At 60.2% G+C, this 13,542-nt stretch carries 13 protein-coding genes; 12 read left to right on the top strand and 1 reads right to left on the bottom strand.

Going from position 1 to position 13,542, the window contains the following annotated elements:
• Window positions 1-7 precede the first annotated feature (7 nt).
• The 12 genes from trmFO (at window position 8) to DW899_RS04505 (ending at window position 12,594) form a co-directional block, all read left to right on the top strand.
• Entirely contained in the window at window positions 8-1,345 is a 1,338-nt protein-coding gene (gene trmFO / locus DW899_RS04560) for a methylenetetrahydrofolate--tRNA-(uracil(54)-C(5))-methyltransferase (FADH(2)-oxidizing) TrmFO (RefSeq protein WP_117800140.1), read from the top strand.
• Window positions 1,342-2,262 (top strand): tyrosine recombinase, encoded by a 921-nt coding sequence (locus tag DW899_RS04555; RefSeq protein ID WP_117766655.1) that lies wholly within the window; start codon window positions 1,342-1,344, stop codon window positions 2,260-2,262. Before trmFO ends, DW899_RS04555 begins: the two co-directional genes overlap by 4 nt.
• 219 nt (window positions 2,263-2,481) lie before the next feature.
• Window positions 2,482-3,210, top strand: a complete 729-nt coding sequence (gene rpsB, locus DW899_RS04550) for a 30S ribosomal protein S2 (protein WP_117800139.1) — start codon at window positions 2,482-2,484, stop codon at window positions 3,208-3,210.
• Between the two features lie 45 nt (window positions 3,211-3,255).
• A complete protein-coding gene (gene tsf / locus DW899_RS04545; RefSeq protein ID WP_022094736.1) occupies window positions 3,256-4,125 on the top strand; it encodes a translation elongation factor Ts in 870 nt (289 codons plus the stop codon).
• 117 nt (window positions 4,126-4,242) lie between these two features.
• Window positions 4,243-4,965: a UMP kinase gene (pyrH, locus tag DW899_RS04540; protein ID WP_040359955.1), complete on the top strand. Its 723-nt coding sequence runs from the start codon at window positions 4,243-4,245 to the stop codon at window positions 4,963-4,965.
• Window positions 4,966-4,967: 2 nt separating this feature from the next.
• Complete coding sequence (gene frr, locus DW899_RS04535; RefSeq protein WP_006236112.1) at window positions 4,968-5,504, top strand: ribosome recycling factor; 537 nt, start codon at window positions 4,968-4,970, stop codon at window positions 5,502-5,504.
• Window position 5,505: 1 nt separating this feature from the next.
• A complete protein-coding gene (locus DW899_RS04530) occupies window positions 5,506-6,300 on the top strand; it encodes an isoprenyl transferase (protein ID WP_089573403.1) in 795 nt (264 codons plus the stop codon).
• Between the two features lie 2 nt (window positions 6,301-6,302).
• Window positions 6,303-7,202 (top strand): phosphatidate cytidylyltransferase, encoded by a 900-nt coding sequence (locus DW899_RS04525; RefSeq protein ID WP_233539903.1) that lies wholly within the window; start codon window positions 6,303-6,305, stop codon window positions 7,200-7,202.
• A complete protein-coding gene (gene dxr, locus DW899_RS04520; RefSeq protein WP_117800138.1) occupies window positions 7,202-8,389 on the top strand; it encodes a 1-deoxy-D-xylulose-5-phosphate reductoisomerase in 1,188 nt (395 codons plus the stop codon). Before DW899_RS04525 ends, dxr begins: the two co-directional genes overlap by 1 nt.
• A gap of 25 nt (window positions 8,390-8,414) precedes the next feature.
• Entirely contained in the window at window positions 8,415-9,776 is a 1,362-nt protein-coding gene (locus DW899_RS04515) for an RIP metalloprotease (RefSeq protein WP_117800137.1), read from the top strand.
• Between the two features lie 13 nt (window positions 9,777-9,789).
• Window positions 9,790-10,872, top strand: a complete 1,083-nt coding sequence (gene ispG, locus DW899_RS04510; protein WP_117779087.1) for a flavodoxin-dependent (E)-4-hydroxy-3-methylbut-2-enyl-diphosphate synthase — start codon at window positions 9,790-9,792, stop codon at window positions 10,870-10,872.
• Entirely contained in the window at window positions 10,873-12,594 is a 1,722-nt protein-coding gene (locus DW899_RS04505) for a proline--tRNA ligase (protein WP_233539902.1), read from the top strand.
• Between the two features lie 173 nt (window positions 12,595-12,767).
• On the opposite strand, the gene DW899_RS04500 is transcribed toward DW899_RS04505, so the two are convergent.
• Entirely contained in the window at window positions 12,768-13,532 is a 765-nt protein-coding gene (locus DW899_RS04500; protein ID WP_006236119.1) for an aminoglycoside phosphotransferase family protein, read from the bottom strand.
• Window positions 13,533-13,542 lie beyond the last annotated feature (10 nt).

Genomic DNA, 13,542 nt, shown 5'->3' with positions numbered 1-13,542 from the left:
TTTGCAGATGCTGTTTGATCAGGTGACGGTTATCGGTGGCGGTCTGGCGGGTTCGGAGTGCGCGATTCAGCTGGCAGATCGCGGGTTCGCCGTAAAGCTGTGCGAGATGCGCCCCCAGGTTAGCTCCCCGGCCCACCATACCGATCACCTGGCAGAGCTCGTCTGTTCCAATTCGTTTAAGTCGACCCGTCCGGATTCCGCGGCTGGATTGCTGAAGGCCGAGCTTGAGCGCATGGGTTCGGTCCTGCTCGATTGCGCCCATCGCGCGGCTGTTCCCGCCGGTGGCGCCTTGGCGGTCGACCGCGTCAAGTTTTCCGAGTTTGTCGAGGCCGAGGTTGCCGCCCGTCCCAATATCGAGATCATTCACGGCGAGGTCACGCAGATTCCCGAAGGTCACGTGGTCATTGCCGCTGGCCCCTTGTGCTCGCCGGCGCTGAGCGAAGAGGTCATGAAGCTCGTCGGTGGCGACGCCCTTGCGTTCTTCGATGCCGCGGCGCCGATCGTCGATGCCTCCACGCTCGATATGGACGTGCTGTTCTCGCAGTCGCGCTACGAGGAGCAGGGGAGCGGCGACTATCTCAACGCTCCGCTCAACAAGGAAGAGTACGAGGCCTTTATCGAGGCGCTTACCACGGCCGACCGCGTGGTGCTCAAGGACTTTGAGGGCGGCGATCTGTTCCAGGCCTGCCAGCCTGCCGAGGAAGTTGCGCGCACCGGCAAGGACGCCATTCGCTTTGGCGCCATGAAGCCCGTCGGCCTCACCGACCCGCGAACCGGTCGTCGTCCCTGGGCGGCGATTCAGCTGCGTGCCGAGAATAAGGAGAAGACCGCCTATAACCTGGTGGGCTTCCAGACCAACTTGACCTTTGGCGAGCAGAAGCGCGTCTTCCATATGGTGCCGGGCCTGGAGAACGCCGAGTTCTTCCGCTACGGTGTCATGCACCGTAATACCTTTGTCGACGCCCCGCACGTGCTCGATGGCACCTTTGCCGTGCCCGGCACCGGCGTGCGCCTGGCCGGTCAGATCACCGGCACCGAGGGGTACATGGAAGCCGTGGCGACGGGTCTGCTCGCGGCGCTCAACACCTATGCCGAGGCTATCGGGGCCGCGGGCGTCGAGCTGCCGCGTGTGGGCGCCCTGGGTGCGCTCGTGGGCTATGCGACCGATCCTGCCACCGTGGGCTATCAGCCTATGCATGTCAACTTTGGCCTGGTGCCGCCACTCGAGGATGGTAAGCGCCGCAGCAAGCGCGACCGCTACCAGGCCTATGCGGACCGTGCGCTCGAGGCCCTTGATGCCTATCTGGCCACTCGCCCCGATTTGTTTGGAGGCGACCGGTCATAGCCTTTGACCTGTACGACACCGTCGACTCGTTTATCGCCTATATCTCACGTGTCGAGGGACTTTCTCCCAACACGGTGACGGCCTATGGCTCGAGGCTGGAGCGTTTTGCTGCCTGGTGCGAGCGTGAGGATATAGATGCTTTCGCTGCCGACGTGCGCACCATTCGTCGCTATCTTGCCGAACTTTCGCGTGAGCAGGTGGCTCCCCGAACGCTTGCGGCACACCTGTCTGCCATTCGCTCGCTCTATCGGTGGATGGCTGCCGAGGGGGTCGTGGAGGGCGATGTGGTCTCGGCAATTTCCTCGCCCAAGCTCCCGCGCGATCTACCCGGTGTGCTGACGACCCAACAGGTGGAGGCGCTGCTCAAGACGCCTGATACCTCAACACCCGCGGGACTGCGCGATGCGGCGATGCTCGAGCTGCTCTATGCCTCGGGCGCCCGTATCTCTGAGCTCGCAGCACTCAATGTGGAGTCCATTGTGTGGTCCGAACGCACGCTGCGCCTGTGGGGCAAGGGGAGCAAAGAACGTATCGTCCCTCTGTATCGTCGCGCGCTCGAGGCGACGCGTCTCTATATTGAGGAGGGGCGGCCGGAGTTGCTCGCTCAGGCAAAGCGCCGTGACCCCACTACCGGGCCGCATCCGCTGCTTATATCGGCGCGCGGTAATCGCATGAGTGCCGCCATGCTCAGGCGGCGGTTCCATACTCTGGCGACACTCGCCGGCATTCCGGCCGACATCGCCCCGCATGCGATGCGCCATACCTTTGCGACCGACTTGCTCGAGGGCGGTGCGGACCTGCGCTCGGTTCAAGAGCTGCTGGGTCATGCGAGCCTGTCCACGACGCAGATCTACACGCACCTCACGCCCGATCGGCTCAAACGTGCCGTGGCTCAAGCCCATCCCCGAGGCGAATAGTGGCTGGGACGTCCCGCGCCGCACTCAGGTGTGTGGTTTTGATTGCGGGTTGGCACGAAGATGCATTCCTGCTATCATTCATCGGGTTGCTTCACGGCAACATGTTTTTATCACGCACGCGCGGCTACTTCATACCGTGGTGCCCGGGCTTTGGTAGCACATGTCCGGGTTGGTTTTGGAGGATGACCCCGCGCGGAGGCAAACCACAGGAGGTTTAACATGGCTACCAAGATTAATATCCGCACCCTGCTCGAGGCCGGCTGCCACTTCGGTCACCAGACCCGTCGCTGGAACCCCAAGATGAAGCCGTTCATCTTCGGTGAGCGCAACGGCATCTACATCCTCGACCTCAAGCAGACCATCCTCGACGCCGACCAGGCCTACACCTTCGTCAAGAACATCGCCAAGGGTGGCAACGTGCTGTTCGTCGGCACCAAGAAGCAGGCTCAGGAGGCCGTCAAGAACGCTGCTGAGCGCGCTAATATGCCCTACATCAACCAGCGTTGGCTCGGCGGTATGCTGACCAACTTCGTCACCATCCGCTCCCGCATCAACCGCATGGAGGAGCTCGAGGCCATGGTCGAGGACGGCCGCATGGCAGTGCTCCCCAAGAAGGAGCAGGCTGTGCTCGGCAAGGAGCTCACCAAGCTCCAGACCAACCTCGGTGGCGCCCGCGACATGAAGGGTCTGCCCCAGGCTCTCTTCGTCATCGACACTAAGCGCGAGGAGAACGCCATCAAGGAGGCTCAGCGCCTGAACATCCCCGTCGTCGCTCTGATCGACACCAACTCCGATCCCGACGAGGTCGAGTACGGCATCCCCTGCAACGATGACGCTATCTCCGCTGTCACCCTTATGTGCGAGCTCATGGCTGACGCCTGCCTCGCTGGCTCCGGTAAGGAGCAGGTCTCCGAGGCCGAGATGGCCGCTGAGCCCAAGGCCGAGTAAATCAGTCTTAGTTAATTCTTTTTCATCTCTTTGAAAGGAACCACAATGGCCCAGATTACCGCCGCTATGGTCAAGCAGCTCCGCGAGATGACCGACTCCCCGATGATGGAGTGCAAGAAGGCTCTCGTCGAGGCTGACGGCGACATGGACGCCGCTGTCGACGTTCTGCGTAAGAACGGCCTTGCCAAGGCTGCCAAGAAGGCTGGCCGTGAGACCAACGAGGGCGCTGTCGCCGCGTTCGTCTCCGAGGATGGCAAGACCGGCGCTCTGCTCGAGCTCTCCTGCGAGACCGACTTCGTTGGCTCCAACGCCAAGTTCACCGGCTTTGCTTCTAAGGTCGCTGAGGTTGTCGCTACCACCGAGCCTGCTGACGTCGACGCTCTGCTCGAGAAGCCGATGGGCGAGGAGACCGTTTCCTCCGAGCTCACCGAGATGATTCACATCATGGGCGAGAACATGAAGATCTCCCGCTTCGCTGCCCGCAAGGCCGAGAACGGCGCGCTCGCTTCTTACATCCACATGGGTGGTAAGATCGGCGTCCTCGTCGAGTTCGCCTTCGAGAAGGCCGAGACCGCTCAGGCTGAGTCCTTCAAGACCTTCGCTCACGACGTTGCCCTTCAGGTTGCCGCCGTCGCCCCGATCTGCGCTACCCGCGATCAGGTTCCGGCCGAGACCGTCGAGCACGAGAAGCAGATCTACATGGCCCAGGCTGCCGAGTCCGGCAAGCCCGAGGCTATCCAGGAGAAGATGGCTGTTGGCCGTCTGGAGAAGTTCTACAAGCAGTCCGTGCTCACCGAGCAGGAGTTCATCAAGGACAGCTCCCTCACCATCAAGAAGTACGCTGAGCAGGTCTCCAAGGAGCTCGGCGACACCATTACCGTCGTTGCCTTTGACCGTCTGGTCCGTGGCGAGTAAATAAGCTCTTGTAGCTGGTAATGAGCAGGCTGTGGGTTTTACTCACAGCCTGCTTTTTCATGGCTCTTATCAGAGCCTTTGATATCATATTGAGAGTCTAATTAAAGGAGGATCGCTTTGTCCGACATCCGATATAAACGAGTGCTTCTTAAGCTTTCCGGCGAAGCGCTGATGGGCGACGGCCAATATGGCATCGACCCCAAGGTTACCGATCATCTTGCCAAGCAGGTCAAGGAGCTGCTCGCCGTTGGCCATGAGGTCGGCGTCGTTGTCGGCGGCGGCAATATTTTCCGCGGCATGGCAGGCGCTGCCGGTGGCATGGAGCGTGCTCAGGCCGACTACATGGGCATGCTCGCGACCGTTATGAACGCGCTCGCCCTGCAGGATGCTTTCGAGCATAACGACGTTCCCTGCCGTGTGATGAGCGCTATCCAGATGAACGAGATCTGCGAGCCCTATATTCGCCGTCGCGCCATCAACCACCTTTCCAAGGGCAACGTCGTTATTTTTGCCGCCGGTTCGGGCAATCCGTACTTTACGACCGACACCGCCGCGGCTCTTCGTGCGTGCGAGATCGGCGCCGAGATTCTGATTAAAGCCACCAAGGTTGACGGCATCTACGACAAGGATCCCGTCAAGTGCGCCGATGCCGTCCGTTTTGACAAGATTACCTATCACGAGGTTCTCGTTCGCGGTCTGCAGGTTATGGATTCCACAGCTACGGCCCTGTGCCAGGATAACCGTATGCCTATTTTGGTCCTCAACATCGATGGCGAGGACACCGTCAAGCGCGCGCTCGCGGGTGAGCCCGTCGGCACGCTCGTCTATCAGGAGGATTAAGCATGGCAGAGAATATCACCGCCCATATGGACAAGTCGCTCGAGTCCCTCAAGCATAACTTCTCCAAGGTCCGTACCGGTCGTGCCAACGCCAACATTCTGTCCGACATCACCGTCGATTATTACGGTGTCCCCACGCCGGTCACGCAGGTTGCCGCCGTCAAGACCCCCGAGGCTCACATGCTGCTCATCGAGCCGTGGGATAAGGCGCTCATCAATGCTATCGTCAAGGCCATCGGCGCTTCCGATCTGGGTATTACCCCCAACTCCGATGGCACCGTCGTTCGTCTTCCGTTCCCGGCTCCCACTGAGGAGCGCCGTCGCGAGCTCGTCAAGGAGTGCCGCGAGTACGCCGAGCAGGCCAAGGTGTCTATCCGTAACATCCGTCGCGACTTCAACAATAAGCTCGAGCGCGATGAGGAGCTCACCGAGGACGATGTCCGTCGCGAGCAGGCCAAGGTCCAGAAGCACACCGATGAGTATGTCGCCAAGGTCGAGGAGCTTCTGAAGGAAAAAGAAGCCGAGGTCATGGAGATCTAAGGTGCAATACGACGAGCATAAACTGGTCGAGTACTTTGCCGACGCCCCTGCGGGCGTCGGTTTTTCCGACCTTGACCTCAATAACATTCCGCACCATATCTCGTGCATCATGGACGGCAACGGTCGTTGGGCCACGTCGCGCGGTCTTGCACGCACCGAGGGTCATAAGGCAGGTATCCTCTCGCTGCGCGAGATCATTACCGCCTGCGTGCGCCTGGGCGTCGACGTGCTTTCTGCCTATGCGTTTTCTACCGAAAACTGGAACCGTCCGCAGCATGAGGTCAACGTCTTGATGCATCTGTTTGCCAAGACGTTTATCGACGAGCTGCCGCTTCTGAAGCGCGAAAATGTGCGTGTTGTCTTTTTGGGCGACATTTCCGCGCTGCCCAAGAAGACCCGCGACGTTTTTGAACGCGGTCTTGCCGAGTGCGCCGATCACACCGGTATGACGCTGGCGCTTGCCGTCAACTACGGCGCGCGTGCCGAGATTACCCGCGCTGTCCGTCAGATTGCACTCGACGCTGCCGCCGGTAAGATCGATCCTGCCGCAATTGATGACGACATGGTGGCTTCCCACCTCTATACTGCCGGCCTTCCCGATCCTGAGCTTGTGATTCGCACCTCTGGTGAGCTGCGCCTTTCGAACTATCTGCTGTGGCAGGTGGCTTATTCTGAATTCTACGTCACCGATACCTATTGGCCCGACTTTGATCGTTGGGGCCTTGTCGACGCCATTTTGGCCTATCAGGGCCGTGACCGTAGGTTTGGTGGACTGAGCAAGACCGAGGAGGCTTAATCGTGTCCGATCGTCCCAAGGCATCTGCTCCCAAGACGCCTGCGCGCAAAGCTGCCACTGCGGGAGCGCCTGCAGCGAAGAGCGGCACCGGTTCGTGGCTGGCGGGCTTTATTACCCGTGCCGCCGCCGGTATCGTCTACGCCGTTGTCTTTATCCTGTGCCTGGTTTTGGGTATCGTGCCCACGGCCATCTTTGTTTCCGTCATGAGCGGTCTGTGCTGCTATGAGTTTTTCCGTATGACAAGGCTCGATGGCAAGATGGCTAACGAGCGCATGGGTATCGCTGCCGCCGTACTCTTTCCGCTGTCGGCGTTGGGCGATTCGATGTTGCTGAATGCCCTGCTTTTTGCCTTGATGCTCGCTGTGGGCATTTGGTATGTCTGGTCGCCGCGTACCCGCATCTCTGATGTGGCCGTGACGCTCATGGGTCCCATCTACACTGGCTTTATGCTGTCGGCTATCGTGCTGCTGCGCGATGCCGTGCCCGGTTTTGCCGGCGCCCTCCTTTCAGTGGGCGTTTGCGCGTCCCTTTGGGTCTCCGATTCGTTTGCCTACATCGTGGGCAGCCGTATCGGCAAGCACAAGATGGTTCCCAAGATCTCTCCCAAAAAGAGCTGGGAGGGGTTTGCCGGCGGCATCTTGGGCTCGGTTTTGATTTGGCTCATCCTGTGGGCGACGCACTTCTACAAGCTCAGCCTGCCCTATGCGCTGCTGTGCGGCGTGGTCGTGTCCATTCTGGGCGTTATCGGCGACCTTATCGAGTCGCGCATCAAGCGCGGTGTGGGCGTCAAAGATTCCGGCAACCTTATCCCGGGCCACGGCGGAATGCTCGATCGTAGCGATTCGCTTATCTTCGGCTGCATCACCGCGCAGCTGTTGCTGATGATCGGAGGCGTGCTGTAATGTCCTTCCAGACGACGTATGGCCCCGATGGACGCCTTCGCGTTGCCATCCTGGGCTGTACAGGCTCTATTGGCACCCAGGCGCTCGATGTGTGCCGCCAGCATGCCGATCGCCTGCAGGTGACGGCGCTGTCCGTTAACTCCAGTACCTCCGAGCTCGTTGCCGCTGCCCGCGAGTTCTCGGTTCCGGCGGTTGCCGTGGCCGATGTCGATCATGGCGATGACGCCGTGCTGCAGGAGTTGCCCGAGGGAACGAAGCTCGGCGTTGGCGCGCAGGCGGTTTGCGAGCTCGCGCGTCGCGACGATGTCGACTGCGTGCTTGTCGCTATTGTGGGCGCCGCCGGTCTCGAGGCGAGCCATGCGGCCTTGACCTCGAATAAGCGCCTTGCCCTTGCCAACAAGGAGTCCCTCGTCGTCGGTGGCGACTTGCTTATGCCGTTGGCGCAACCGGGCCAGCTTATTCCAGTCGACTCTGAGCACTCCGCCATTTACCAGTGCTATCTGGGGGAGAACCCGCGCGAGGCTCATTGTATTTGGCTCACCTGCTCGGGCGGTCCGTTCTTTGGCTGCACGCGCGACGAGCTCGATCGCGTGACGCGTGTCGATGCCCTCGCGCATCCCACGTGGGCCATGGGTGCCAAGATCACCATTGACTCCGCCACCCTCATGAACAAGGGCCTGGAGCGCATTGAGGCCATGCATCTGTTTAACTGCGACCTCGATTTCATTAACGTGGTCGTGCAGCGTCAGTCCAAGATTCACTCTATGGTCGAGTTCGCCGACGGCTCCGTGATGGCGCATCTCGGTGCATCCGACATGCGTATTCCCATCCAGTTCGCGTTCTCGTATCCCGAGCGTTGGGATACTCCGGCGCCTCGTATCGATTTCCGCGAGCTGGGGCAGCTCACGTTTGATGCTGCCGACATGGATACCTTCCGCTGTCTGGCACTGGCCGAGCGTGCCGGCAAGACGGGTGGCACCATGCCGTGCGTGCTCAATGCCGCCAACGAGGTCGCCGTCGATGCCTTCCTGCACGATGGCTGCAGCTTTACCGATATCGATCGCATTGTGGAATCCTGCATGGACGCCCACGATATGCAGGTGGTCGATTCGTTTGAGCAGCTTCGCGACATCGATGCGTGGGCGCGTGAAAAGGCTGCGCAGGTGCTCGCCGCAACCCGTTCCTAACCCATAAGGATTGCATTTTCGTTTTATGGATACTGTTCTGAGCGTTCTCTCATCGGTCTTTTGGGGCCTGCTGATGCTTTCCGTCCTCGTGTTTTTGCACGAGGGCGGCCACTTTTTGGCGGCGCGTGCCTGCGGCGTCCGTGTGACCGAGTTCTTTTTGGGTCTGCCGTGCCGCTTTGACATCCATTACACGTCGCGTCGCATTGGAACCAAGTTTGGCGTGACCCCGCTGCTGCTGGGTGGTTACGCTGCCATCTGCGGTATGGATCCGACCGATGTTTCGTGCGCCGACCGCGTGCTCGCGGCTATCTATCGTCATGGTCGCGTGACCGTGGCCGACCTTGCTGTCGAGCTCGAGCTTTCCGAGGAGGATGTGCTCGAGGCATGCGCCCTTTTGCTGGGCTGGGGCTCCATCGCGCCCTGGTATGAGGAAGGGGAGAAGCCCTCGCCGAGCTACTATCCCACCAAATATCAGACGTTGCCGCGAGACAAGGCAGGCTATACCACCTTTGATGGTCGCCGTTTCGATCGCGAACATGCGACTGCCGAGGGCGATGTGTGGGAGCTGCCGTGCGGCGAGGCCGAGTTCCTTGCGCGCGAGCGCTCGCACACCTATTTGGGCCAGGGCTTTGTCAAGCGTGCCTTTATGCTGCTTGCGGGCATTATCGTCAATATCCTGACGGGTTTTTTGCTCCTTATGAGCATCTATTCCATCGCAGGTGTCACCGTGCCGGTGGATACCAATGTGATTGGCCAGGTTGACGAAGGCTCGATTGCCGCCTCGGCGGGAATCGAGGGCGGCGACGCGATTCTTTCGGTCGACGGTGTATCGTGCTCTACCTGGATGGACGTTTACGATGCCATCGGCAAGGCTGCCGGTAAGGACGATATCGCCATTGAGTACGAGCGTGACGGCAAGCAGCATTCGACCACGGTTGCGCTCAAAGAGGACGATCGCCTAGGTGTGTATGCCTCTACGCAGGTGGTCCGTTTAGACCCCATCACGTCGGCTCGTCTGTCGTTCTCCTATGTTGTGCAGACAGCGGAGGGCGTGATGCGCCTGCTCCAGCCGCAGCATACGATGGAGATTCTCGATCAGTCCTCTTCGATCGTGGGTATTAGCGTTATGTCCTCACAGGCTGCTGCTGCCGGCCCTGCCACGTTCCTTTCGTTTGCCGCCCTCATTTCATTCTCGCTTGGCTTTATGAACCTGCTGCCCATCCCGCCACTCGATGGCGGCAAGCTAGTCATCGAGATCATTCAAAAGATTGCGGGCCGCGAGCTTCCGCTCAAGGTCCAGACGATTGTGAGCTATGTGGGCATCGCGCTCTTTGCGCTGCTGTTTGTCTATATGCTTCGTTCCGACATCCTTCGATTTATTCTGTAGGGGAGTGTTTGGATTGTCTTTATCCCATCCTTTGCCTCGCGAGCTGACGCGCCCCGTGCATGTGGGCGGCGTGCAGATCGGTGGCGGCGCGCCGGTGGTGGTCCAATCTATGACCTGCACCGATACCGCTGATGCCCAGGCAACGCTTGCGCAAGTGTGCGCGTTGGCGCAGGCTGGCTGCGATATCGTGCGCGTGAGCGTGCCCTCCGAGGCCGCGCTTGAGGGCTTCCGCACCATCTGTGCCGAGTCTCCGGTGCCGATTGTCGCCGATATCCACTTTAACCATAAGCTCGCCATTGGTGCCGTTGAGGCCGGTGCCGCCAAGCTGCGCATCAATCCCGGCAATATCGGCGATTGGGCCAAGGTTGACGCGGTGATCGATGCTGCGGGTGCCGCGGGCTGTGCGATTCGCATTGGCGTGAACGCGGGCTCGCTTGAGCAAGATATTGCCGAGCGCGACGACCTCACGCAGCCCGAAAAGCTCGTGATGTCGAGCGAGCGCTTCGTCAAGCACTTTGAGGATCGCGGCTTTACGAACATTGTGCTTTCGGCCAAGGCCCATAGCGTGCAAACGACGCTCGATACCTATCGAGCCCTGTCACGTGAGATTCCCCACGTTCCGCTTCACCTGGGCGTGACGGAGGCGGGGACCAAGCTTCAGGGCACCATCAAGAGCTCTGTAGGCTTGGGTATCTTGCTTTCCGAAGGCATCGGCGACACCATGCGTGTGTCGCTCACGGCCGATCCGGTTGAGGAGCCGCCGGTCGCCTGGGGAATTCTACAGTCGCTGGGCCTGCGTCGCCGTGGTCCCGAGATTGTCTCGTGCCCCACGTGCGCCCGCTGCCAGGTTAACCTCATTCCCATCGCCGAGGAGGTCACCGAGCGGCTTAAGAACTATTCCGCGCCGCTTTCGATTGCCGTCATGGGATGTGCCGTTAATGGCCCCGGCGAGGCTTCTGATGCCGACCTGGGCGTTGCTTGCGGACGTGGTCAGGCCTTGCTCTTTTCGCATGGCCAGATCATTGGTAAAGTAGCTGAGGACCAAATTGTCGACGCGCTTATGGCAGAGGTCGACAAGCTTATTGAGGAGAAATAAATGACCCGAGCAATGTATATGTCTAAGCTCTATGCGCCGACGCTTAAAGAGGATCCGGCGGACGCTGAGCTCGCCAGCCACCGCCTGCTGCTCCGTGCCGGCATGATCCGCAAGGAGGCCGCCGGTCTGTATTCCTACCTGCCGCTCGCATGGCGCTCGATTCGCAAGATTGAGAACATCGTGCGCGACGAGATGGACGCCGCCGGCGCCCAGGAGCTTATGATGCCTATCATGGTCGATGCCGAGTTGTGGCGTGAGTCCGGCCGTATCGATGCCTATGGCAAGGAGCTTGTGCGCTTTGACGACCGTCATGGTCGCGAGTTCGTGCTGGGCCCCACGCATGAGGAGACCGTGACTGCTCTGGTGCGCAATGAGCTGCGTTCCTACAAGCAGCTGCCGGTGAATCTCTATCACATCCAGGACAAGTTCCGCGACGAGTTCCGTCCCCGCTTTGGCCTGATGCGCGGTCGCGAGTTCATCATGAAGGACGCCTACAGCTTCTCCGCCACGCAGGAGAGCCTGCAGGAGGAGTACGACAAGATGAAGCAGGCTTACGCCAATATCTGCGAGCGCTGCTATATCAAGGCCCTGCCCGTTGTCGCCGATTCCGGCGAGATCGGTGGCGATACCTCCGTCGAGTACATGGCTTTGGCCGACGCCGGCGAGGCTTCTCTCGTCTATTGCGATGACTGCGGTTTTGCCGCCGATGATGAGGCTGCAAGCACCAAGGTCGTCGTGACTGAGGGTCCCGGTGACGGTACGCTTACCAAGGTTGAGACTCCGGGCATGGGCACCATTGAGGCTGTTGCTAAGTTCTTTGGGTTCCCCGAGAACGGCACGCGCAAGTCCCTGGCGCTCATCGATGCCGAGGACAAGCCCGTCGTGGCCATTGTTCCGGGCGACCACGAGCTCAACGACTGCAAGGCCGAGCATGTCTTTGGCAAGGGCTATCGCATGATGACCGACGAGGAGCTCCAGACCTACGGTCTGCACAAGGGCTTTATCGGACCGGTTAACTTGCCCGAGGGCATCCGTCTGGTGTGCGACGAGAGCCTGCGCGAGTCCAAGCAGTGGGCCTGCGGTGCCAACGAGGTCGATTATCACTTTACCGGTGCCTGCCCCGAGCGCGACTTTACCGTCGATGAGTGGGCAGATCTGGTCACCGTCGTTGCCGGCGATCCCTGCCCGCACTGCGGCAAGCCGCTCTCTGCTGCCCGCGGCATCGAGGTCTCTCAGGTGTTCCAGCTGGGCACCAAGTACTCCGAGGCCATGGGTGCCACCTTTATGGACGAGGACGGCAAGGAGAAGCCGCTCATCATGGGTTGCTACGGCGTTGGTGTGTCCCGCTCGCTTGCTGCCGTCGTGGAGCAGCACAACGACGAACACGGCATCGTCTGGCCGGTCTCCGTTGCCCCGTACGAGGTCGCGGTGATTCCGCTCGATCCCAAGAAGGAGGAGTGCGCTAACGTTTGCGACCAAATCGTCGAGGGCCTGTGCGCCGAGGGTATCGAGGTTGTCGTCGATGACCGTGACGAGCGTCCTGGCTTTAAGTTTGCCGATAACGACCTCATGGGCTTCCCGTATCAGGTCGTGCTTGGCAAGCGTGGCCTCAAGAATGGTACTGTGGAGCTCAAGGACCGTGCCACGGGCGAGCGTGAGGACGTGGCGATCGACGAGGTCGTCGCCAAGATTGCCGAGCTTGTTAAGGCGGCCCGCCGTTAATCGACGTTTCTGCTATTAGATGTAATTGCGGGGCTGCTCCGTATCTCTCTTAGGATGAGATGCGGAGCAGTCTATTTTGTTGGAATAAACTCGATGGGTAAAGAAAAACCCCACAGCCCATATGAGCTGCGGGGTTTTCTTGTGCCTCCGATGCGAAATAAATCGCTCAGATATTACTGATAATCGACGACGTCGATCCAGTTCTTCAGGAACTCATCGTTCACGTTGCGCTTACGAGCGAGCTCGGAAGCGGCGACGATGCTCGTCCACTGACGCACGACCTGCATGGGCATGTCGGCGCGGTCGCAGTAGAGCTCCAGGTAGGCCTCGGCCTGATCCTTGCTGTTGAGGGCGAAGAGCAGGTAGGTGGTGGCAACGTCGGCAGCAGGGGAGCCCTGGGTGGCGTGTGCCCAGTCGCACACATAGAGCTGGCCGTCGTCGCCGACGATGACGTTGGAGGGGTTGAAGTCGCCGTGGCAGACCTTGAACTCCTTGGTCATGCCGTCCAGACGCTCCTGAAGGTTGTAGCGCGTGGTGGCATTGAGCTGATCAAGGCTGTCGATCATGCGGGCGAACTTGTCGCGCTGACGGTTGAGCAGCGGGGAGGTGTAGCCGTGGATCTCGATCTGGAGGTCGACGAACATCTCGAGATACTCACCAAAGCGCTGGGGCTCAGCAGTCATCTTCTCGGCAAGGGTGGTGCCCGGAACCTTCTCGGTCACGAGCGCCCAGCCGTTGGCGTTCTCGAGCTGGGAAACCTCGAGAGCCTTGGGGCTGCGGATGCCGCACTCATTGATGCGGGCAAGATTCAAAGCCTCGTTGAACACGTCGGAGACAGGCTTGGTCTCGTTAAAGACCTTGACGATCTTGTCCCCCAGGTCGTAAACGACCTTGTTGCCACGGCGGACGAGCTCGGTCTTGGAATCGGGTAGCAGCATGGTTGCATCC

Source organism: Collinsella sp. AM41-2BH (assembly GCF_003468085.1).
GTDB lineage: Bacteria > Actinomycetota > Coriobacteriia > Coriobacteriales > Coriobacteriaceae > Collinsella.
This window is presented reverse-complemented; position numbering and strand designations above follow the sequence as displayed.